This is a genomic window from Pseudomonas sp. WS 5027 (assembly GCF_012985695.1).
Lineage (GTDB): Bacteria > Pseudomonadota > Gammaproteobacteria > Pseudomonadales > Pseudomonadaceae > Aquipseudomonas > Aquipseudomonas hygromyciniae.
On record NZ_JAAQWU010000040.1, the window covers coordinates 1 to 19,799 of the forward strand.

At 57.0% G+C, this 19,799-nt stretch carries 26 protein-coding genes and 1 pseudogene; 15 read left to right on the top strand and 12 right to left on the bottom strand.

What is annotated here, in order from left to right:
* Positions 1-870 precede the first annotated feature (870 nt).
* Positions 871-1,485 (bottom strand): hypothetical protein, encoded by a 615-nt coding sequence (locus HBO09_RS28060; protein ID WP_170061034.1) that lies wholly within the window; start codon positions 1,483-1,485, stop codon positions 871-873.
* 9 nt (positions 1,486-1,494) lie between these two features.
* Positions 1,495-2,601, bottom strand: a complete 1,107-nt coding sequence (mobQ, locus tag HBO09_RS28065) for a MobQ family relaxase (RefSeq protein WP_170061035.1) — start codon at positions 2,599-2,601, stop codon at positions 1,495-1,497.
* Positions 2,602-2,772: 171 nt separating this feature from the next.
* On the opposite strand from mobQ, the gene HBO09_RS28070 reads away from it, so the two are divergent.
* A complete protein-coding gene (locus tag HBO09_RS28070) occupies positions 2,773-3,060 on the top strand; it encodes a hypothetical protein (RefSeq protein ID WP_170061036.1) in 288 nt (95 codons plus the stop codon).
* A complete protein-coding gene (locus HBO09_RS28075) occupies positions 3,057-3,374 on the top strand; it encodes a hypothetical protein (RefSeq protein ID WP_170061037.1) in 318 nt (105 codons plus the stop codon). The genes HBO09_RS28070 and HBO09_RS28075 overlap by 4 nt, the downstream gene beginning before the upstream one ends.
* Positions 3,375-4,253: 879 nt before the next feature.
* On the opposite strand, the gene HBO09_RS28080 is transcribed toward HBO09_RS28075, so the two are convergent.
* From HBO09_RS28080 to intI1, 7 genes are all read right to left on the bottom strand, one after another.
* Positions 4,254-5,249 carry a replication initiator protein A gene (locus HBO09_RS28080; protein ID WP_170061038.1) on the bottom strand — a complete coding sequence of 332 codons (996 nt, stop codon included), beginning with the start codon at positions 5,247-5,249 and terminating at the stop codon, positions 4,254-4,256.
* Positions 5,250-5,266: 17 nt separating this feature from the next.
* Positions 5,267-5,530, bottom strand: coding sequence for a CopG family transcriptional regulator (locus tag HBO09_RS28085; protein ID WP_170061039.1), 264 nt, complete (start codon positions 5,528-5,530; stop codon positions 5,267-5,269).
* A gap of 39 nt (positions 5,531-5,569) precedes the next feature.
* The gene (locus tag HBO09_RS28090) at positions 5,570-6,211 is read right to left on the bottom strand and encodes an AAA family ATPase (RefSeq protein ID WP_170061040.1); all 642 of its coding nucleotides are present in this window, start codon (positions 6,209-6,211) and stop codon (positions 5,570-5,572) included.
* A 174-nt stretch (positions 6,212-6,385) separates the two neighbouring features.
* On the bottom strand, positions 6,386-6,706 hold the full coding sequence (locus tag HBO09_RS28095) for a DNA-binding transcriptional regulator (RefSeq protein WP_170061041.1): 321 nt from the start codon (positions 6,704-6,706) through the stop codon (positions 6,386-6,388).
* The gene (locus HBO09_RS28100) at positions 6,699-7,049 is read right to left on the bottom strand and encodes a type II toxin-antitoxin system RelE/ParE family toxin (RefSeq protein WP_170061042.1); all 351 of its coding nucleotides are present in this window, start codon (positions 7,047-7,049) and stop codon (positions 6,699-6,701) included. The genes HBO09_RS28095 and HBO09_RS28100 overlap by 8 nt, the downstream gene beginning before the upstream one ends.
* Before the next feature lie 121 nt (positions 7,050-7,170).
* A complete protein-coding gene (locus HBO09_RS28105; protein ID WP_170061043.1) occupies positions 7,171-7,785 on the bottom strand; it encodes a recombinase family protein in 615 nt (204 codons plus the stop codon).
* A gap of 354 nt (positions 7,786-8,139) precedes the next feature.
* The gene (intI1, locus tag HBO09_RS28110) at positions 8,140-9,153 is read right to left on the bottom strand and encodes a class 1 integron integrase IntI1 (RefSeq protein WP_000845048.1); all 1,014 of its coding nucleotides are present in this window, start codon (positions 9,151-9,153) and stop codon (positions 8,140-8,142) included.
* Between the two features lie 206 nt (positions 9,154-9,359).
* Between intI1 and HBO09_RS28115 the strand changes: the two genes are divergently transcribed.
* The 6 genes from HBO09_RS28115 (at position 9,360) to HBO09_RS28140 (ending at position 13,341) form a co-directional block, all read left to right on the top strand.
* On the top strand, positions 9,360-9,596 hold the full coding sequence (locus HBO09_RS28115; protein ID WP_000442373.1) for a trimethoprim-resistant dihydrofolate reductase DfrB1: 237 nt from the start codon (positions 9,360-9,362) through the stop codon (positions 9,594-9,596).
* A 138-nt stretch (positions 9,597-9,734) separates the two neighbouring features.
* Positions 9,735-10,367, top strand: coding sequence for a type B-3 chloramphenicol O-acetyltransferase CatB3 (locus HBO09_RS28120; protein WP_000186237.1), 633 nt, complete (start codon positions 9,735-9,737; stop codon positions 10,365-10,367).
* A gap of 156 nt (positions 10,368-10,523) precedes the next feature.
* Positions 10,524-10,871, top strand: coding sequence for a quaternary ammonium compound efflux SMR transporter QacE delta 1 (locus HBO09_RS28125; RefSeq protein WP_000679427.1), 348 nt, complete (start codon positions 10,524-10,526; stop codon positions 10,869-10,871).
* A complete protein-coding gene (gene sul1, locus HBO09_RS28130; RefSeq protein ID WP_000259018.1) occupies positions 10,865-11,704 on the top strand; it encodes a sulfonamide-resistant dihydropteroate synthase Sul1 in 840 nt (279 codons plus the stop codon). Before HBO09_RS28125 ends, sul1 begins: the two co-directional genes overlap by 7 nt.
* Before the next feature lie 127 nt (positions 11,705-11,831).
* The gene (locus HBO09_RS28135; protein ID WP_000376623.1) at positions 11,832-12,332 is read left to right on the top strand and encodes a GNAT family N-acetyltransferase; all 501 of its coding nucleotides are present in this window, start codon (positions 11,832-11,834) and stop codon (positions 12,330-12,332) included.
* A 766-nt stretch (positions 12,333-13,098) separates the two neighbouring features.
* Complete coding sequence (locus HBO09_RS28140; protein WP_000844627.1) at positions 13,099-13,341, top strand: transposase; 243 nt, start codon at positions 13,099-13,101, stop codon at positions 13,339-13,341.
* 31 nt (positions 13,342-13,372) lie between these two features.
* On the opposite strand, the gene tetR(A) is transcribed toward HBO09_RS28140, so the two are convergent.
* The gene (tetR(A), locus tag HBO09_RS28145) at positions 13,373-14,023 is read right to left on the bottom strand and encodes a tetracycline resistance transcriptional repressor TetR(A) (protein WP_000164043.1); all 651 of its coding nucleotides are present in this window, start codon (positions 14,021-14,023) and stop codon (positions 13,373-13,375) included.
* A 105-nt stretch (positions 14,024-14,128) separates the two neighbouring features.
* On the opposite strand from tetR(A), the gene tet(A) reads away from it, so the two are divergent.
* Positions 14,129-15,328, top strand: a complete 1,200-nt coding sequence (gene tet(A) / locus HBO09_RS28150; RefSeq protein WP_000804064.1) for a tetracycline efflux MFS transporter Tet(A) — start codon at positions 14,129-14,131, stop codon at positions 15,326-15,328.
* A 31-nt stretch (positions 15,329-15,359) separates the two neighbouring features.
* On the opposite strand, the gene HBO09_RS28155 is transcribed toward tet(A), so the two are convergent.
* Positions 15,360-16,271 carry an EamA family transporter gene (locus HBO09_RS28155; protein ID WP_065897011.1) on the bottom strand — a complete coding sequence of 304 codons (912 nt, stop codon included), beginning with the start codon at positions 16,269-16,271 and terminating at the stop codon, positions 15,360-15,362.
* Positions 16,229-16,912 (bottom strand): annotated as a pseudogene (locus tag HBO09_RS28160) (DNA-binding domain-containing protein); the annotation flags it as partial. The gene HBO09_RS28155 and the pseudogene HBO09_RS28160, both read right to left, overlap by 43 nt.
* A 47-nt stretch (positions 16,913-16,959) precedes the next feature.
* On the opposite strand from HBO09_RS28160, the gene HBO09_RS29245 reads away from it, so the two are divergent.
* The 6 genes from HBO09_RS29245 (at position 16,960) to HBO09_RS28190 (ending at position 19,794) form a co-directional block, all read left to right on the top strand.
* Positions 16,960-17,109, top strand: coding sequence for a hypothetical protein (locus HBO09_RS29245; RefSeq protein WP_346266446.1), 150 nt, complete (start codon positions 16,960-16,962; stop codon positions 17,107-17,109).
* A gap of 103 nt (positions 17,110-17,212) precedes the next feature.
* Positions 17,213-17,494, top strand: a complete 282-nt coding sequence (locus HBO09_RS28170; protein WP_170061044.1) for a hypothetical protein — start codon at positions 17,213-17,215, stop codon at positions 17,492-17,494.
* 3 nt (positions 17,495-17,497) lie between these two features.
* Positions 17,498-17,902, top strand: coding sequence for a type II toxin-antitoxin system PemK/MazF family toxin (locus HBO09_RS28175; RefSeq protein ID WP_170061045.1), 405 nt, complete (start codon positions 17,498-17,500; stop codon positions 17,900-17,902).
* Between the two features lie 162 nt (positions 17,903-18,064).
* Positions 18,065-18,292, top strand: a complete 228-nt coding sequence (locus tag HBO09_RS28180; protein WP_005730594.1) for a hypothetical protein — start codon at positions 18,065-18,067, stop codon at positions 18,290-18,292.
* Positions 18,293-18,317: 25 nt separating this feature from the next.
* Positions 18,318-18,542, top strand: coding sequence for a type II toxin-antitoxin system RelE/ParE family toxin (locus tag HBO09_RS28185; protein WP_262381348.1), 225 nt, complete (start codon positions 18,318-18,320; stop codon positions 18,540-18,542).
* Positions 18,543-19,002: 460 nt separating this feature from the next.
* Entirely contained in the window at positions 19,003-19,794 is a 792-nt protein-coding gene (locus HBO09_RS28190) for a hypothetical protein (protein WP_170061047.1), read from the top strand.
* Positions 19,795-19,799: the final 5 nt, after the last annotated feature.

Consider the following 19,799-nt stretch of genomic DNA (forward strand, 5'->3'; position numbering starts at 1 on the left):
ATGACAAGAGCATGCTCAGTAATCTTTATGCTTTGACCCAGAACAAAAATGAAGACATCTCAAAGCTAGATAATTTAGCGCTTATGATTGGAAGTTATCGATCGATTGGTCGGCTACTATAAGTAAGGTAGTGAGCTGCTAGGCGACTTAAGTAATTCGCAGGGTCTTTGCTAGTAGTTAAGAATCTCCACCCTCGATCACGACAGTAGGCTTTAGCGGCTCTAAACTTAGGTAGATAGGTTTTCCAATCCTTGCGAAAGTCTTCACGAAATTTCACCTCAAACAGCACTGGCGGCAAATGCGTCTCTTGATGATGATAGTGAATGAGCCCGTCAGGCGTATAAGTGCGCGCTCTGCCGTCCGTGCCGCGATAGTCCACCGTCAACGGCTGAGGCACGAAGCGAGAAACTGCCCGATCAAACCGGATCAGTTCCATCATGTCGCGTTCGAGGGTCGACTCGTATCTCCCTAGTCCAGGGACGGTACCCGTCACGCTTCTTGAGCTACTACGAATGAGTCGTACGGGGCTATCAACCAAAATCTCTGTCATTTTGCAGATTCCACTGTAGTCGCTAGTGGTTTTATCACTTTGCGATAGATCTTACACGCGAAGCCCTGCTTCGCCTCGCCCAGCAGGCCGACGGGATCGGCTCCGCGCTTCACGCCCTCGTCAGGCACCAGCCCGACAACACCAACGCGCTACTGGACGCCCTGGATGACCTGGACGCAAGCCGCCTAAGCGACGAACAGCTAGATCGGCTCGCGCAAATCGTTGAGGCACTGGCGATAGAGATCGATCAGGAGTACATGCGCCGGGACACCGGGGAAGAGTCGGTCACGGCGTAAGCCTATGGCGCGCTGCGCTGTAGGCTAGTAGCCCTTCAGGACGCGGAACTGCCCGCGCTCGCCGTACTCGGGGGCCTTGGTGTCTATCTCGGCACACAGCCGCTTCTTGTCGCCGCACACGGTCAACGTCGCCTTGCCGCCTCTGGCCTCCAGGTTGGCCACCTCGGCGCGTAGCGCGGCGATTTCAGCCGGTGACGGCACCACCAGCAGCACGATGCCCAGGACAACCGCCAGCAGCAGCCCAGCAGTACCGGCCCACAGCGCGCCCCATTGCCAACTGAACGACGCCGCCGCTTGGCTCAATCGCTGCTCGGCCTGCTCGGCACGCCCTGCAACGCCCTCCAGCGCGTTTACAGCGGGTTTTACCGACCCGCCTAGGGTTTGCGCCGTCTCGTCACGAACGGCCACCAGAGCGCCGCTGACGGCCTCTGAGACGGCAAGGCGCGTTGCCTTCTCGATGATCAGCGCCGACGCCTTGCCCGCCATCTCCATCTCACGCACAGCGGCGCGGGCCTGCTCGATGGTCTGATTCAGCTCGGCCCGCTGGGCCTCCAGCCGTTCCAGCGCCACCGCTGCCGCCTGCTGCTGCTCCTGGGCAACGGCCATCAGGCCGAACAGTTCCTGTTCACTCACGCTCATTGCATCGCCTCACATGCTGAAATCGGGGCCGCTGCGCCCCTTCGTGTTCGTCGGCCCGTCATTGCTCAAGGCCGCGTGTTTCGGGGCTTTCGCGGCCCGCTCCTGTGCTGCCTGCTCGGCGGCGCGCTCCTGGGCGACTTGCTGCGCCTCGGCCGCCAGCCGTGCGCGCTCGGCCTCGATCTTCGCGGCCATGTCCTGGGACTGCTGGAACCGGGCCTTGAACGCCTCCATGCCTGCGCTCGCCGCGCCGGCCACCTGCTGCCGGGCTGCACGCTCGGCGCGGGCCTGCTCGATGTCGATGATTTGCGCCGACACGCTGCCCAGCTCGGCACGATCAGCGGCCAACTGACGGCGGTCGTTGTTCACCTGGAGCCGGGTGACGGGGGCCAGCGGGGCGCGCTGCTCGCGCTCGCACTCCCGGCGTATGGCCGTCACCCGTGGGCCTTCGTGGATGGTCGGCAGGCGGTCAAGCTCGGCGGCGCGCTCCAGGTCGCCCGCCTCCAGCGCGGCGGCGCGCTGCTCGACCAGTGAGCGCCGGTCTACCCGCTCGGCGCTGCCTGCCCGCTCCAGGGCGTGGTTGGTGCGCGCCTCGATCATCGCCCGCACCCACTCGACTTCCTGCGGCCCGCGCTTCACGTCGTCCAGCTCGCGGGTCTTCTCGCCCAGCTCGCCGGTCGGCTCAAGGCGGCGGGTGGTCATCAGGATGTGGGCGTGGTGGTTGCGCTGGTCGCCCTCCCGGTCGGGCGTGTGTACGGCCAGCGTGCCCGCTGTGCCGTAGCGGTCGGCCAGAGCCTGGGCGATGCCCTGGGCCAGCTCCCGGCGCTGGGCCGGGGTCAGCTCGGCGGGCAGGGCCACCAGTACCTCACGGGCCACGCGGGCATTCTTGCGAACCTCGGCGGCTTCGGCCCGGTTCCACAGCTCGGCGGATGGCTGCGGGGCCATCCCTTCGGGCGCAAAGCTGGCGACGTGTTCCACGCCAGTGCGCCGCCGGTAGTCGTGGACTTCGCCGGTACGCTCGTCGGTGATCTCTTCGCCGTTTCGATAGGCAGCGGCGGCAGTGGCCGAGCGGCCGCTGCTTCTGCTGACTGGCTTTACCGATGTGGAGTAGATGGCCATGGCCGCTGCTCTGCTCTTGATCTTGCTTTGTCGGCGAAGCCGACCGCGCTGCAAACGAAGTTTGCGTAAGTGCGCCCTTCTCTTCTTTCAGGGTCAGACTGTGCACGCCAATACTCTAGCGTAGAATCAAAAAATCAGACACCATTAGACACCAGCAGAGGGAAAGCAAATATGGCTGATTTAGAAGCGCTCAAACTCAAACGCGACCAACTCAATGCACGTATTCAGCAGGCAGAAGCACGACAACGCGCTACAGCTAAGAAAGCTGATGATCGGGTTAAAGTTTTGGTGGGTGCGGCTGTACTTCATCAGCAGACACAATCAACTGAAAAGCGTGCCGCCCTATTGTCACTGCTCGACAGTTTCCTAACCCGGCCTGCTGAACGTTTGGCAGTTTTGGGGGAAGACGGGCAAGGATCTGAGGCGTTCAAACGATTGGTGTCTGGGGGTACTGAGTGAGTTTCTGGATAACGGTCTACCTGAATCCAGATGCAGATGACCGCAATGCAGAAAACACCCTGGCTTCGTGGGAAGGTCCCCTACACAGTTGGAACGGTTTCAAGGATCTGATTGCGGCCGGAAAGCTTACACAAACGCGCGCTGACTTCTTCCCAAGCCTGTACAGGGGTCTAGCCTGTGACGTGCTGCCCATTCTGCCAGTGGTGAAGAGGCCAAAAATATCGGCCCACTACACGCCAGAAATGCTCCAGGAACGAATAACCAGATGCCCGCCCGACGCCGAGCTGGGCATCATGATTTGGGATATGGGCTGATTTCAGGTGCCGTGTGAAATCGCTAGCGCGAGACCGTTTGATCGATAAACGCTCCCAGCATCCCATCACAAACCTCGCCTGGGCGACCTAGAAGCCATCAGGGTGCGTTTTAATGGTAAAGACAGGCAATCCCAAGCTATCCCCCTAAAACGCTGCCAGAACGCTTTTTGGAGCCCTAGCGGCCTTAGGAAATGCAGAGGCATTCAAAACTTCGCCCTGCGGGCTTGATGTGCATGCATCGGAGCCTGGTTGGCAACGAAGGGCCAGGCCCCACCAACACTGATTACTCGCTTTTGCGTATTTGATACCGCCTGGGCAGTGCGTACCGGCACGGTTTGAGTGTCGCGCTCTTCAAAAAAGGTTTCTGGCCGAAGGCCAGGCATATCGGTTTTGGCTTCGATTTTTTGCGCCGGTGATGTGCTGTGTTCGGATGAGATTTTTGTGCCAGGTGGCGCGAAGCGCCTGGCAGAAGCTGTGCCGCTTGCGGCACAACATAGCTAGACCGGAGGGGGAGCCGCCCGAAGGGTGGGGGAACACCGTAGGGGTGCCCCGGCAGAGCCGCGTTTTTTGCGAATTTTCCGTTTGCTCGCTGTGAAAGTTATGCACAGGCACTAACGGTTTTAAGAGATTTAAATAGATTTAAAAGATTTAGAGAAAAAAATAGCCTTTAAAGCCTTTAGATTCAATGGTTTGCAGATTTGCCCGGTGGGTAATGTACGGGTTTCGGTGGGTAATGTACGGAATCCGGTGGGTAATGTACGGAATCCGGTGGGTAATGTACGGGGCTATCCACAGATTTTGCGCCGTTCTGTTGGCTATTGCTTACCTTTGTCCACCTCCGCCTATGTAAACCTAAATCGCTTTACATAAGCCCGTACATTACACACCAGGCAGTGTGTGCTTTTCAGCGTCGCTTCCACGATAAGTCATCACCAAAAGCGGCCCTGCTTGGCCGGACTCTTCAGCTAACTGATACTCAGGTAGATCACGAGCAGCGATTACACGCCGGAGAATGCGACAGAACTCCTTAAATGAGCCCATGCTACCGCTACGCTCGTATATCTTCTGGAAAGACCACTTGGCTTCATCCTTGCCGGCAGCACGCCTAGCAAGACGATACACAAACCGCCCGATGCCAGGATCAATCAGAAAATAGTCCGGGTGCACTGTCAGTACATGGGGATTAGCACCGCTGGCGATTTCTTGATACATCCAGTTGGCCACCTCAATTTCTACACTCTCTGCTTTTTGTGTGGCTTGGTTCGTAATGACCTTGTATCTGCTGATCAGAGGCTCGCCTTCTGACACCGTATACACGTCGCCATTACTACCCTTCTTCACTCTCTCGACAGCAACATGCGTGGTGTTGAGGCGGAGTAGAGCACTCAGTAAATCGTCCTTCTGCTTACCACCGTCTGCACGGCGGCAAAACTTAAGAACATCTGCTAGGTGGGGCTGAAATACGCGACCCGGCTTTTCGCCTTTCCCGTCGCGATAACGATTCATAGCTTCGGTCAGATGGGAAACTGCCATCAGCACTAGGTCGTAATCCCACACAGAAGCCATCCCGGCTGGGCCGGCTGACACCTGAACATGGCCATCTGGTAGCTCATAGCGGATAACCTCGCCGGCACGACGCGCCTTCTTCGATAAGCGAAATACAGCAACGTCCATGATGCTACGGCTATCCCTAGCCCCCACGTCATAAAGCGTCGGAACAAAAAAATCAGCCTGCTCGTCCCCTTTAGGAGGCTTGCGAACTGATGACGCTGGCATGGTACTGGTGGCCGTCTTGGCATCTTCACGGCGAAGCCTGGCAGTAACTTGCTCGTAAGTTTCACCGGGTCTTGCGCTATCCCTAATTCGCTTATCCATTGCTTTTGCCTCCTGACTCAATCTTTACGGAGGCCATCGATTATTAGGCCGTGCTCTACGGCTCGATAGATCGCCATATTGATGATGGCTGCGCGAGACTGGCCCAGCTCAGAAGCCAGCTCGTCCACTTTCACAAGCAATGCAGGCGCAATAGTCAGACTGATCTGTTGCTTGTTGCCCTTCTTCACGCCACGCGGACGCGTCTCGGCATCAGGCGCACCAGAAATGAAAGCATCCGTAGCTTCTTGGGTGCTTTTTGGTTTAGGTCTTGTAATAGCCATAGCGGTTATCCTCAACACTTATAAGGTATTAAATTAATATTAAAATAATGCGCTAATAAGTGCATTAAGCTCGTCTATTGCCTTTTTGTCTGCAGGCTTCAGTTCTAAGACAGACAAGCCCGCTCCGGCAGCATTAGCAAAAGCCTTTCGGCGGCGTATTGGAGTTGCCAGATACTCAAACTGCGGAACATCTGCGACCGCAGCGGCTGCGTCTGCATTGTCCGTCGAGGCCTCGCCGGAGTCTGCGCAGTTCAGTACGGCTACAGCACGCAATCCATCGCGGACACTGCGGGCTTCATCAACCAATGCTGCAATGTCATTCAAAGCCCATACGTCATAGCTACGGGGCTGAAAAGGAATCAGGAGAACATCTGACAGCACCAGTGCTGCGCGTAAAGCGGTCGAATCCCGACCGCCTGCGTCAATGATGATGTCGTCAAACTTTCCAGCCTGCTGCTGAACCTGGGCACGAAGGGTCGGGCCATCTGGATAGGTCGCACAGGAAATCCCTGGCTGGTGTCCTGCCTCAGCACGGATACTGATAGCTGTCTGTGCAGTACCCTGGCGGTCACCGTCGATTAGCCACACATCACGGCCAGACAGGGCACGAGCAATCGCCAGATTCACAGCCAGAGTAGTTTTCCCAACACCGCCCTTCGTGTTCCCTATGGTAATTATCACTAGGCACCTTTTTTAATATTAAAAACGTATCACCATTATTGTTTAATCGGTTCCTTTGTCAATCCATTAGGTGCTATCAATTTTTATGAGGTAGCGGGGATTTAGCTGAAAAAACCAGAGCGCTCACGAAAAAAAACCGGCTAAGGCCGGTTCTCAAATCAAACGTAGTCTGGGCTAGGCGAGTATTTCAATGCCGTGCTTTTCTACGACTGCGAGCAATTTAAGAGCCATCCCTCCAGGGCGCTTATCGCCGGACTCCCACTGCTTGACTGTCGAAGCGCTTGTGTTCAGATACCTGGCAAAAACCGGCTGACTGACGTGGCTGCGTTGACGAATTTCCTTGATCTGAGCGGGCATGATTTCAACAGGAACCTCAGCAATGCAGGATTCGTCGAATTTCCGCATGGTCGCCTTGTCGATAGCTCCAATTGCTAGCAGTGCATTGGCCGAGCTGTGAATCGACTCGAAAGCCTCGCTTTTGAATTTTTTAGTCATCACATATCTCCACAAAATCTTTTCTCTTTAGCAGTAGCTGGATTTGCTCGTGATTCAAGCCTTCATAGGCTTTAGCAAGATCCTTAAATGCAGAAAGCTCCTTTTTACTGATGTTGTCTTGGTCACTCTTTGCAAAAAGGAACTGGTACACCCAATAGCCACGGCCCTTGGCAAGAATGATCGAACGGTGGCGGTTCTCATTGAGGCGTTTTTTCCAAACCCCTCCACCTAAATCAACAGCTTGTCCTTTCATCACTTCCTGCACCGCTTCGCAGAGGTCAGCATCTGTGATGGCGGCTTTCTTTGCTGCTCCAGCAAAGATTTTCGTTTTGAATACCCGCATCTATATACGTTCTACCTTTTGATAAAACATACCACCTAGTGGTAGGTTTGTCGAGATTCAAGCTTGCTCATAACGGGCGTCGTTAGACGCCCTCGTAACCGAAGCATGGATTGAAGTTTCCTCACACGCCGCCCACCATTTTATCTAGCGCTCGATAGAGCGTTGAGCGATGCACGCCAAGTAGCTCAGCAGCCGCTTTCACGGTGAAATCATCTTGATCGATTAGACGACGAGCGTGGTCGATCTGAGCCTTAGTTAGAGCAGGGCGGGGACCAAACTGAACACCTCGCGCCTTAGCTGCTTCTCGGCCCGTGCGGGTACGTTCCAGGATCAAGCTGCGCTCAAACTCGGCGATACCTGCAAACACAGTCATCACCATGCGGCCTGCCGGTGAGGTTGTATCTACCCACGGCTCAGCCAAGCTACGCAATCCAGCACCGCAGTTGCGAATCCGCTCCGCGATATCCAGGAGGTCGCGCGTGCTGCGCGCCAGACGATCCAACCTAGTGACAGTGACCACATCACCAGGACGAAGATGATCGAGCATTCGATCCAGCTCCGGGCGCACTCGACGAGCCCCGGATACCTTCTCAGCAAATAGCTTATTGCAGCCTGCAGCGCGCAGGTGATCGCGTTGCAGGGTTAGATCCTGATCGTCGGTGCTCACACGGGCATAGCCCAGCATGAGACCGCCAGTAATGAGGTCGAGAGTGCCAGGGTCGTTGTCGTCGCGCATGATTGGTCGTCGCAGGTTATGGTCGCAGCATCATGCCATTGCGCGACAGACACATGCGACAGGTCATAGCCAGCGAATCCAGGTGAATCGCTGTTGTCGCGCAAGTTAGAAAACATGCAACACGGTAATACAGGCTCACACGTGACCAGCATTGTCGTTTTCAGAAGACGGCTGCACTGAACGTCAGAAGCCGACTGCACTATAGCAGCGGAGGGGTTGGATCCATCAGGCAACGACGGGCTGCTGCCGGCCATCAGCGGACGCAGGGAGGACTTTCCGCAACCGGCCGTTCGATGCGGCACCGATGGCCTTCGCGCAGGGGTAGTGAATCCGCCAGGATTGACTTGCGCTGCCCTACCTCTCACTAGTGAGGGGCGGCAGCGCATCAAGCGGTGAGCGCACTCCGGCACCGCCAACTTTCAGCACATGCGTGTAAATCATCGTCGTAGAGACGTCGGAATGGCCGAGCAGATCCTGCACGGTTCGAATGTCGTAACCGCTGCGGAGCAAGGCCGTCGCGAACGAGTGGCGGAGGGTGTGCGGTGTGGCGGGCTTCGTGATGCCTGCTTGTTCTACGGCACGTTTGAAGGCGCGCTGAAAGGTCTGGTCATACATGTGATGGCGACGCACGACACCGCTCCGTGGATCGGTCGAATGCGTGTGCTGCGCAAAAACCCAGAACCACGGCCAGGAATGCCCGGCGCGCGGATACTTCCGCTCAAGGGCGTCGGGAAGCGCAACGCCGCTGCGGCCCTCGGCCTGGTCCTTCAGCCACCATGCCCGTGCACGCGACAGCTGCTCGCGCAGGCTGGGTGCCAAGCTCTCGGGTAACATCAAGGCCCGATCCTTGGAGCCCTTGCCCTCCCGCACGATGATCGTGCCGTGATCGAAATCCAGATCCTTGACCCGCAGTTGCAAACCCTCACTGATCCGCATGCCCGTTCCATACAGAAGCTGGGCGAACAAACGATGCTCGCCTTCCAGAAAACCGAGGATGCGAACCACTTCATCCGGGGTCAGCACCACCGGCAAGCGCCGCGACGGCCGAGGTCTTCCGATCTCCTGAAGCCAGGGCAGATCCGTGCACAGCACCTTGCCGTAGAAGAACAGCAAGGCCGCCAATGCCTGACGATGCGTGGAGACCGAAACCTTGCGCTCGTTCGCCAGCCAGGACAGAAATGCCTCGACTTCGCTGCTGCCCAAGGTTGCCGGGTGACGCACACCGTGGAAACGGATGAAGGCACGAACCCAGTGGACATAAGCCTGTTCGGTTCGTAAGCTGTAATGCAAGTAGCGTATGCGCTCACGCAACTGGTCCAGAACCTTGACCGAACGCAGCGGTGGTAACGGCGCAGTGGCGGTTTTCATGGCTTGTTATGACTGTTTTTTTGTACAGTCTATGCCTCGGGCATCCAAGCAGCAAGCGCGTTACGCCGTGGGTCGATGTTTGATGTTATGGAGCAGCAACGATGTTACGCAGCAGGGCAGTCGCCCTAAAACAAAGTTGGGCGTGACCAATGCAGCGTGTCGTCGGGCCACATAGAACACCTAGAAGTTCACAAGAAAGGTCGGAAATGGAACGAAGTAGCAATGAAGTCAGTAATCCAGTTGCTGGCAATTTTGTATTCCCATCGAACGCCACGTTTGGTATGGGAGATCGCGTGCGCAAGAAATCCGGCGCCGCCTGGCAAGGTCAGATTGTCGGGTGGTACTGCACAAATTTGACCCCCGAAGGCTACGCCGTCGAGTCTGAGGCTCACCCAGGCTCAGTACAGATTTATCCTGTTGCGGCGCTTGAACGCATCAACTGAGTTCAAGGTTGAAGTGCGCCGCTCAACGGTCAAACCGGGCATCACCGACTACAGCCCAACTTGTCGCTCCAGCGGACGGCTTCGCCGCCCGCTGAGCTAATTCGTTAGACGGCAAAGTCACAGACCGCGGGATCTCTTATGACCAACTACTTTGATAGCCCCTTCAAAGGCAAGCTGCTTTCTGAGCAAGTGAAGAACCCCAATATCAAAGTTGGGCGGTACAGCTATTACTCTGGCTACTATCATGGGCACTCATTCGATGACTGCGCACGGTATCTGTTTCCGGACCGTGATGACGTTGATAAGTTGATCATCGGTAGTTTCTGCTCTATCGGGAGTGGGGCTTCCTTTATCATGGCTGGCAATCAGGGGCATCGGTACGACTGGGCATCATCTTTCCCGTTCTTTTATATGCAGGAAGAACCTGCATTCTCAAGCGCACTCGATGCCTTCCAAAAAGCAGGTAATACTGTCATTGGCAATGACGTTTGGATCGGCTCTGAGGCAATGGTCATGCCCGGAATCAAGATCGGGCACGGTGCGGTGATAGGCAGCCGCTCGTTGGTGACAAAAGATGTGGAGCCTTACGCTATCGTTGGCGGCAATCCCGCTAAGAAGATTAAGAAACGCTTCACCGATGAGGAAATTTCATTGCTTCTGGAGATGGAGTGGTGGAATTGGTCACTGGAGAAGATCAAAGCGGCAATGCCCATGCTGTGCTCGTCTAATATTGTTGGCCTGCACAAGTATTGGCTCGAGTTTGCCGTCTAACAATTCAATCAAGCCGATGCCGCTTCGCGGCACGGCTTATTTCAGGCGTTAGATGCACTAAGCACATAATTGCTCACAGCCAAACTATCAGGTCAAGTCTGCTTTTATTATTTTTAAGCGTGCATAATAAGCCCTACACAAATTGGGAGATATATCATGAAAGGCTGGCTTTTTCTTGTTATCGCAATAGTTGGCGAAGTAATCGCAACATCCGCATTAAAATCTAGCGAGGGCTTTACTAAGCTTGCCCCTTCCGCCGTTGTCATAATCGGTTATGGCATCGCATTTTATTTTCTTTCTCTGGTTCTGAAATCCATCCCTGTCGGTGTTGCTTATGCAGTCTGGTCGGGACTCGGCGTCGTCATAATTACAGCCATTGCCTGGTTGCTTCATGGGCAAAAGCTTGATGCGTGGGGCTTTGTAGGTATGGGGCTCATAATTGCTGCCTTTTTGCTCGCCCGATCCCCATCGTGGAAGTCGCTGCGGAGGCCGACGCCATGGTGACGGTGTTCGGCATTCTGAATCTCACCGAGGACTCCTTCTTCGATGAGAGCCGGCGGCTAGACCCCGCCGGCGCTGTCACCGCGGCGATCGAAATGCTGCGAGTCGGAGCAGACGTCGTGGATGTCGGACCGGCCGCCAGCCATCCGGACGCGAGGCCTGTATCGCCGGCCGATGAGATCAGACGTATTGCGCCGCTCTTAGACGCCCTGTCCGATCAGATGCACCGTGTTTCAATCGACAGCTTCCAACCGGAAACCCAGCGCTATGCGCTCAAGCGCGGCGTGGGCTACCTGAACGATATCCAAGGATTTCCTGACCCTGCGCTCTATCCCGATATTGCTGAGGCGGACTGCAGGCTGGTGGTTATGCACTCAGCGCAGCGGGATGGCATCGCCACCCGCACCGGTCACCTTCGACCCGAAGACGCGCTCGACGAGATTGTGCGGTTCTTCGAGGCGCGGGTTTCCGCCTTGCGACGGAGCGGGGTCGCTGCCGACCGGCTCATCCTCGATCCGGGGATGGGATTTTTCTTGAGCCCCGCACCGGAAACATCGCTGCACGTGCTGTCGAACCTTCAAAAGCTGAAGTCGGCGTTGGGGCTTCCGCTATTGGTCTCGGTGTCGCGGAAATCCTTCTTGGGCGCCACCGTTGGCCTTCCTGTAAAGGATCTGGGTCCAGCGAGCCTTGCGGCGGAACTTCACGCGATCGGCAATGGCGCTGACTACGTCCGCACCCACGCGCCTGGAGATCTGCGAAGCGCAATCACCTTCTCGGAAACCCTCGCGAAATTTCGCAGTCGCGACGCCAGAGACCGAGGGTTAGATCATGCCTAGCATTCACCTTCCGGCCGCCCGCTAGCGGACCCTGGTCAGGTTCCGCGAAGGTGGGCGCAGACATGCTGGGCTCGTCAGGATCAAACTGCACTATGAGGCGGCGGTTCATACCGCGCCAGGGGAGCGAATGGACAGCGAGGAGCCTCCGAACGTTCGGGTCGCCTGCTCGGGTGATATCGACGAGGTTGTGCGGCTGATGCACGACGCTGCGGCGTGGATGTCCGCCAAGGGAACGCCCGCCTGGGACGTCGCGCGGATCGACCGGACATTCGCGGAGACCTTCGTCCTGAGATCCGAGCTCCTAGTCGCGAGTTGCAGCGACGGCATCGTCGGCTGTTGCACCTTGTCGGCCGAGGATCCCGAGTTCTGGCCCGACGCCCTCAAGGGGGAGGCCGCATATCTGCACAAGCTCGCGGTGCGACGGACACATGCGGGCCGGGGTGTCAGCTCCGCGCTGATCGAGGCTTGCCGCCATGCCGCGCGAACGCAGGGGTGCGCCAAGCTGCGGCTCGACTGCCACCCGAACCTGCGTGGCCTATACGAGCGGCTCGGATTCACCCACGTCGACACTTTCAATCCCGGCTGGGATCCAACCTTCATCGCAGAACGCCTAGAACTCGAAATCTAACGTCCGTTCGGGCATCGAGGTCCATGTCGGGGTGGGACGGGCCCGTGGCTTCAAGATCACTTGCAGTCCGACCGCGATGTCTTGGTTGCGCGAGAGGTTGTCGATATCTGGACAGCCCCTCAAATGTCAATAGGTGCGCCCCTCATCTGTCAGCACTCTGCCCCTCAAGTGTCAAGGATCGCGCCCCTCATCTGTCAGTAGTCGCGCCCCTCAAGTGTCAATACCGCAGGGCACTTATCCCCAGGCTTGTCCACATCATCTGTGGGAAACTCGCGTAAAATCAGGCGTTTTCGCCGATTTGCGAGGCTGGCCAGCTCCACGTCGCCGGCCGAAATCGAGCCTGCCCCTCATCTGTCAACGCCGCGCCGGGTGAGTCGGCCCCTCAAGTGTCAACGTCCGCCCCTCATCTGTCAGTGAGGGCCAAGTTTTCCGCGAGGTATCCACAACGCCGGCGGCCGCGGTGTCTCGCACACGGCTTCGACGGCGTTTCTGGCGCGTTTGCAGGGCCATAGACGGCCGCCAGCCCAGCGGCGAGGGCAACCAGCCCGGTGAGCGTCGGAAAGGCGCTGGAAGCCCCGTAGCGACGCGGAGAGGGGCGAGACAAGCCAAGGGCGCAGGCTCGATGCGCAGCACGACATAGCCGGTTCTCGCAAGGACGAGAATTTCCCTGCGGTGCCCCTCAAGTGTCAATGAAAGTTTCCAACGCGAGCCATTCGCGAGAGCCTTGAGTCCACGCTAGATCTATCTCATCTGCGCAAGGCAGAACGTGAAGACGGCCGCCCTGGACCTCGCCCGCGAGCGCCAGGCGCACGAGGCCGGCGCGCGGACCCGCGCCACGGCCCACGAGCGGACGCCGCAGCAGGAGCGCCAGAAGGCCGCCAGAGAGGCCGAGCGCGGCCGTGAGGCTTGGACGCTAGGGCAGGGCATGAAAAAGCCCGTAGCGGGCTGCTACGGGCGTCTGACGCGGTGGAAAGGGGGAGGGGATGTTGTCTACATGGCTCTGCTGTAGTGAGTGGGTTGCGCTCCGGCAGCGGTCCTGATCAATCGTCACCCTTTCTCGGTCCTTCAACGTTCCTGACAACGAGCCTCCTTTTCGCCAATCCATCGACAATCACCGCGAGTCCCTGCTCGAACGCTGCGTCCGGACCGGCTTCGTCGAAGGCGTCTATCGCGGCCCGCAACAGCGGCGAGAGCGGAGCCTGTTCAACGGTGCCGCCGCGCTCGCCGGCATCGCTGTCGCCGGCCTGCTCCTCAAGCACGGCCCCAACAGTGAAGTAGCTGATTGTCATCAGCGCATTGACGGCGTCCCCGGCCGAAAAACCCGCCTCGCAGAGGAAGCGAAGCTGCGCGTCGGCCGTTTCCATCTGCGGTGCGCCCGGTCGCGTGCCGGCATGGATGCGCGCGCCATCGCGGTAGGCGAGCAGCGCCTGCCTGAAGCTGCGGGCATTCCCGATCAGAAATGAGCGCCAGTCGTCGTCGGCTCTCGGCACCGAATGCGTATGATTCTCCGCCAGCATGGCTTCGGCCAGTGCGTCGAGCAGCGCCCGCTTGTTCCTGAAGTGCCAGTAAAGCGCCGGCTGCTGAACCCCCAACCGTTCCGCCAGTTTGCGTGTCGTCAGACCGTCTACGCCGACCTCGTTCAACAGGTCCAGGGCGGCACGGATCACTGTATTCGGCTGCAACTTTGTCATGCTTGACACTTTATCACTGATAAACATAATATGTCCACCAACTTATCAGTGATAAAGAATCCGCGCGTTCAATCGGACCAGCGGAGGCTGGTCCGGAGGCCAGACGTGAAACCCAACAGACCCCTGATCGTAATTCTGAGCACTGTCGCGCTCGACGCTGTCGGCATCGGCCTGATTATGCCGGTGCTGCCGGGCCTCCTGCGCGATCTGGTTCACTCGAACGACGTCACCGCCCACTATGGCATTCTGCTGGCGCTGTATGCGTTGATGCAATTTGCCTGCGCACCTGTGCTGGGCGCGCTGTCGGATCGTTTCGGGCGGCGGCCGGTCTTGCTCGTCTCGCTGGCCGGCGCTGCTGTCGACTACGCCATCATGGCGACGGCGCCTTTCCTTTGGGTTCTCTATATCGGGCGGATCGTGGCCGGCATCACCGGGGCGACTGGGGCGGTAGCCGGCGCTTATATTGCCGATATCACTGATGGCGATGAGCGCGCGCGGCACTTCGGCTTCATGAGCGCCTGTTTCGGGTTCGGGATGGTCGCGGGACCTGTGCTCGGTGGGCTGATGGGCGGTTTCTCCCCCCACGCTCCGTTCTTCGCCGCGGCAGCCTTGAACGGCCTCAATTTCCTGACGGGCTGTTTCCTTTTGCCGGAGTCGCACAAAGGCGAACGCCGGCCGTTACGCCGGGAGGCTCTCAACCCGCTCGCTTCGTTCCGGTGGGCCCGGGGCATGACCGTCGTCGCCGCCCTGATGGCGGTCTTCTTCATCATGCAACTTGTCGGACAGGTGCCGGCCGCGCTTTGGGTCATTTTCGGCGAGGATCGCTTTCACTGGGACGCGACCACGATCGGCATTTCGCTTGCCGCATTTGGCATTCTGCATTCACTCGCCCAGGCAATGATCACCGGCCCTGTAGCCGCCCGGCTCGGCGAAAGGCGGGCACTCATGCTCGGAATGATTGCCGACGGCACAGGCTACATCCTGCTTGCCTTCGCGACACGGGGATGGATGGCGTTCCCGATCATGGTCCTGCTTGCTTCGGGTGGCATCGGAATGCCGGCGCTGCAAGCAATGTTGTCCAGGCAGGTGGATGAGGAACGTCAGGGGCAGCTGCAAGGCTCACTGGCGGCGCTCACCAGCCTGACCTCGATCGTCGGACCCCTCCTCTTCACGGCGATCTATGCGGCTTCTATAACAACGTGGAACGGGTGGGCATGGATTGCAGGCGCTGCCCTCTACTTGCTCTGCCTGCCGGCGCTGCGTCGCGGGCTTTGGAGCGGCGCAGGGCAACGAGCCGATCGCTGATCGTGGAAACGATAGGCCTATGCCATGCGGGTCAAGGCGACTTCCGGCAAGCTATACGCGCCCTAGGAGTGCGGTTGGAACGTTGGCCCAGCCAGATACTCCCGATCACGAGCAGGACGCCGATGATTTGAAGCGCACTCAGCGTCTGATCCAAGAACAACCATCCTAGCAACACGGCGGTCCCCGGGCTGAGAAAGCCCAGTAAGGAAACAACTGTAGGTTCGAGTCGCGAGATCCCCCGGAACCAAAGGAAGTAGGTTAAACCCGCTCCGATCAGGCCGAGCCACGCCAGGCCGAGAACATTGGTTCCTGTAGGCATCGGGATTGGCGGATCAAACACTAAAGCTACTGGAACGAGCAGAAGTCCTCCGGCCGCCAGTTGCCAGGCGGTAAAGGTGAGCAGAGGCACGGGAGGTTGCCACTTGCGGGTCAGCACGGTTCCGAACGCCATGGAAACCGCCCCCGCCAGGCCCGCTGCGACGCCGACAGGATCTAGCGCTGCGTTTGGTGTCAACACCAACAGCGCCACGCCCGCAGTTCCGCAAATAGCCCCCAGGACCGCCATCAATCGTATCGGGCTACCTAGCAGAGCGGCAGAGATGAACACGACCATCAGCGGCTGCACAGCGCCTACCGTCGCCGCGACCCCGCCCGGCAGGCGGTAGACCGAAATAAACAACAAGCTCCAGAATAGCGAAATATTAAGTGCGCCGAGGATGAAGATGCGCATCCACCAGATTCCCGTTGGAATCTGTCGGACGATCATCACGAGCAATAAACCCGCCGGCAACGCCCGCAGCATCGCGACCGTCATCGGTGAGAAGTTCGGCAGGTATTGGGTGGTGACAATGTAGGTGCTGCCCCAAATGGCAGGTGCTATCGCTGTGAACAATAAATCGGGGCAGACGGCGCTTCCAGCGTGACGACCATGCCGAGCACGCAGCGGGTGAACACGTCGATGGCGAGGGTCAGGTACGGGCGGCCAATAGGTTGCCGGTCGCGGTCATCGACCACGATCAGGTCGATGACCGTATGGTCTATCTGCACCTGCTCCAGCGGCGCGGTCACGGCAGGAGGCTCGCCGCCCACACCTTGTAGGTCACGAGCGGCATCCTGGCCTTCCCGCCGGCGGATGACCTTGCGCGGGTCAAGGCTAGCGATCCGTAAGGCCACGGTATTGCGCGCCGGCACTCGCAGTTTTTGAGCCTTGCACACCTGAGTGACTTCGCGGTGAAAGGCCGCTAGGCTGCGCTTCTGCTTGGTCAGGAACCGCTTTTGCAGTAGCTCGTGGATGACGCGCTCGACCGGTTCCGGCAAGCGCCCCTTACCTTTACCTCCACCGGACTGGCCGGGCACCAGATCCGTCACGAGGCCGCTGCCTTGCCGGGCACGCCGGATCAGAACGTATACCTGGCGCCGAGACAAGCCCAGCGCCTGAGCCGCCATATCGGCCGCTTCGTGCCCGACCGTCTCCGACTGCGCCAACGGACTGATGATCTCCGCACGACGGCGCGCACGCTCCCAAGCCTCATCAGGCAGAGTGGCCACGCCTTGTTCTGGAATCCGTGGGGTGTCCGTCGCCATGCTCACCTCGCTTTGGTGCACACGAGTATTGAGCATAGTCGAGATTGGTGCAGATCACTTCTGATATTGAACTGTCAGGAGCTGGCTGCACAACAGCCATTACGCCCAATCAACTGGTGCAGTCGTCTTCTGAAAATGACAAGCATCGCCAAACCATAGAAAAAACGCCGCGTCAACAAAAAAACGGCACAGGTTGATTTTTCGGGACTTTTGATATACAATCTATATCACCTTCAATAAAAGAAGGTCACAGGGGCGTAGCCCCATATCTGCAATGAAAGCTACACGTGGAGTTTCACCATGACCCTCACCGCCGAAAGAACTGAAAGCGTCCTCTTACGCTTGCGTAAACAGGACACGCCAACAGGCGTCAGCAGCTCAACCATTGAGCTACTGACGAAACAAACCGGCTTGAGCAAAACCGAAGTAATCCACTTTGCACTACGTCAATTAGCTGACCGCTACTTGCCAAAGTACGAATTGGACGATGGCCCATTAACCCCCGCTCAACACGCCGCGATTCGTTCTGCTAGCCCAGTCTCGAACCTTCCGGAGGAGCGCATCACTAGAAGGCTTTTCTAAAATATGACAATTCGATTCAACCCACTGCCTGCACCAGGCGATTTTGTCTGGTGCCATTTCCCAGAAAAAGTTGGTAACCCAGGACCTAAATCTCGACCGGCCTTGGTGATCGCTGTTTTTGACAATGACCATGCCATTCGAGTCGCCTACGGCACGACCAAAAAAACCGAAGAAAGCCGTATTTATCCCGGTGAATTTGTTTTAGACCCCAGTGACGCTGGGTTCCAAGAGAGCGGATTAGCGGAACGGACTAAATTCGATCTTGGCAACGCCCACACACTTCCCTTCGACTCCGATTGGTTTGCACCGAACCAAAGTATTTACGCATCATCCCCCTTGCCCAAAATGGGATCATTGCACTCCAGCTACATGAAGGCAGTGAAAGAAGCGCTAGATCGAATATCTTAAAAAGCGCAGCGGACAGGCCAAAAGGTTTTGACCCTACTCGCGGCACATATCATCGAATGACTCTACGAGGGGAGCCAGCAGAATTCGGAAAAAATCGTACGCTAAGCCATTCGCGTAGATTTGTGATAATGTGAATACACGTATCACATAGGAGCCTTAAACATGGCCACTTCCATTCGCTTGGCACCCGAAACCGAGCAGCGCCTAGACTTTTTGGCGACAAGCACCGGGCGTACCAAGGCGTACTATCTGCGCGAAATCATCGATCATGGCCTGACTGACCTTGAGGATTACTACCTCGCGGCTGAAGTCCTGGAGCGAGTCCGTAAAAATACAGAGGTCGTTCACTCTGCTGCGGACGTAAGGAAAGACCTTGGCCTGGACGATTGATTACACCGACACGGCCAAAACACAGTTGCGGAAGCTCGACAAGCAGTCAGCGAAGCGCATTCTTGACTTTATGGATGAGCGGGTGTCCATCAGGGATGATCCGAGAACTACTGGCAAGGCGCTAACAGGCCCATTGGGTGGCCTGTGGCGGTATCGCGTAGGAGACTTCAGGGTAATCTGCGAGATACAGGACGGCGCCTTACGGATACTGGTTGTACAGCTTGGCAACCGTCGAGAAGTTTACCGCTGAAACCAACGTAACCCGCTGTCGCGTCCAGTTGAAGTACACCTCAACTGGGCGTCAGTCGGCTCACTGGCATCGCGTCAGACTAGGGCCGCTTTCTGCATTATCTGACGCCTAAACGTCAAACTCTATGGCCTCAACCTGACAGGCCGCATGCTTAGCGTACGATTTTGTCCGTTTTCTCTACCGTCCCCTATAGTATTGGCGGTAGGTTATTTTCGTGGCCATCCGCCGCAGGCTGGTGGCCATGGAAATTTCAGGACGGACGATGTTTTGTCGCACAGCTTAGCGAGCAAGGAGCAACGCAATGGTATCAATAAACACGGCTTCTAGTTCAATAACCGTCTCATCTAGCTCGGTTGAACCCAAGCCAGTTAAGTCTTCGACTACTGGCTCCTCTTCTCAGAATGAGACACTTGTCAAAAAACAGGAATCGGCCACAGTTAGTATCAGTGGAAGAGCCACAATGCTTTCCCGTTTATTTCATTCAGACGGCTCTGTTGAGCCAAGAATAGAAACAACAACGACTACAAGCAACACTTCTGGCAGTGTTTATAATTTTCTTACAAAAAGTGACAGAGAAATGCTGTCAACCGCTTATGAATATGCAAGTGCAAACGGAATAGATCCGCTGAAAGTCGATGGCCTGGCTTTTGACCTGGGGGCCTACCGGATGGCCGGAGCTGGTGGGCCTATGGATACTGCGGGAAAATTGTATGATCCCCAAGGTGATCCCTTCATTCCTGAGTTTAATGCAGAGGATGAGGCTGTTGCACAACGGGTGTTAACCAGTAAGGCAATGGGCGATACCTTGATTGATCGTGGCTTTCTGGAAGCCGTATTTAGTCCGACAAGGATGTCTGTACATGCGTCAGACTTCTCGTTTCTGGAAAACATCGCCTATGCATTCTCAGCATCTGGCTCTGATGGCGCTACTGACCCTAGTGCCAAACCAGTTGTTCGATATAATGCTGAAGATTTTCCTGCGCTAAAGCTGGATGATCAAGCCTTAGAGTCAGGCGGCAAGACGATGTTATCCAGACTCTCGGAAAGTGGGCTTTTTAGAAATACTGGTGCTCTGGGTACCTCATCCGCCAATGAAGGTATAACTAAGCTTCTGGACTTGTTAAGTAATGATGACAAGAGCATGCTCAGTAATCTTTATGCTTTGACCCAGAACAAAAATGAAGACATCTCAAAGCTAGATAATTTAGCGCTTATGATTGGAAGTTATCGATCGATTGGTCGGCTACTATAAGTAAG

Bases quoted from the DNA above. Each gene is read 5' to 3' on its own strand.
- HBO09_RS28105 (WP_170061043.1), bottom strand. From the start codon at position 7,785: ATGCGCGACGACAACGACCCTGGCACTCTCGACCTCATTACTGGCGGT.
- HBO09_RS28100 (WP_170061042.1), bottom strand. From the start codon at position 7,049: ATGCGGGTATTCAAAACGAAAATCTTTGCTGGAGCAGCAAAGAAAGCC.
- HBO09_RS28180 (WP_005730594.1), top strand. From the start codon at position 18,065: ATGGCCACTTCCATTCGCTTGGCACCCGAAACCGAGCAGCGCCTAGAC.
- HBO09_RS28115 (WP_000442373.1), top strand. From the start codon at position 9,360: ATGGAACGAAGTAGCAATGAAGTCAGTAATCCAGTTGCTGGCAATTTT.
- sul1 (WP_000259018.1), top strand. From the start codon at position 10,865: ATGGTGACGGTGTTCGGCATTCTGAATCTCACCGAGGACTCCTTCTTC.
- HBO09_RS28085 (WP_170061039.1), bottom strand. From the start codon at position 5,530: ATGGCTATTACAAGACCTAAACCAAAAAGCACCCAAGAAGCTACGGAT.
- HBO09_RS28120 (WP_000186237.1), top strand. From the start codon at position 9,735: ATGACCAACTACTTTGATAGCCCCTTCAAAGGCAAGCTGCTTTCTGAG.
- HBO09_RS28095 (WP_170061041.1), bottom strand. From the start codon at position 6,706: ATGACTAAAAAATTCAAAAGCGAGGCTTTCGAGTCGATTCACAGCTCG.
- HBO09_RS28190 (WP_170061047.1), top strand. From the start codon at position 19,003: ATGCTTTCCCGTTTATTTCATTCAGACGGCTCTGTTGAGCCAAGAATA.
- HBO09_RS28080 (WP_170061038.1), bottom strand. From the start codon at position 5,249: ATGGATAAGCGAATTAGGGATAGCGCAAGACCCGGTGAAACTTACGAG.
- HBO09_RS28125 (WP_000679427.1), top strand. From the start codon at position 10,524: ATGAAAGGCTGGCTTTTTCTTGTTATCGCAATAGTTGGCGAAGTAATC.
- HBO09_RS28175 (WP_170061045.1), top strand. From the start codon at position 17,498: ATGACAATTCGATTCAACCCACTGCCTGCACCAGGCGATTTTGTCTGG.
- HBO09_RS28060 (WP_170061034.1), bottom strand. From the start codon at position 1,485: ATGAGCGTGAGTGAACAGGAACTGTTCGGCCTGATGGCCGTTGCCCAG.
- HBO09_RS28170 (WP_170061044.1), top strand. From the start codon at position 17,213: ATGACCCTCACCGCCGAAAGAACTGAAAGCGTCCTCTTACGCTTGCGT.
- HBO09_RS28070 (WP_170061036.1), top strand. From the start codon at position 2,773: ATGGCTGATTTAGAAGCGCTCAAACTCAAACGCGACCAACTCAATGCA.
- intI1 (WP_000845048.1), bottom strand. From the start codon at position 9,153: ATGAAAACCGCCACTGCGCCGTTACCACCGCTGCGTTCGGTCAAGGTT.
- mobQ (WP_170061035.1), bottom strand. From the start codon at position 2,601: ATGGCCATCTACTCCACATCGGTAAAGCCAGTCAGCAGAAGCAGCGGC.
- HBO09_RS28135 (WP_000376623.1), top strand. From the start codon at position 11,832: ATGGACAGCGAGGAGCCTCCGAACGTTCGGGTCGCCTGCTCGGGTGAT.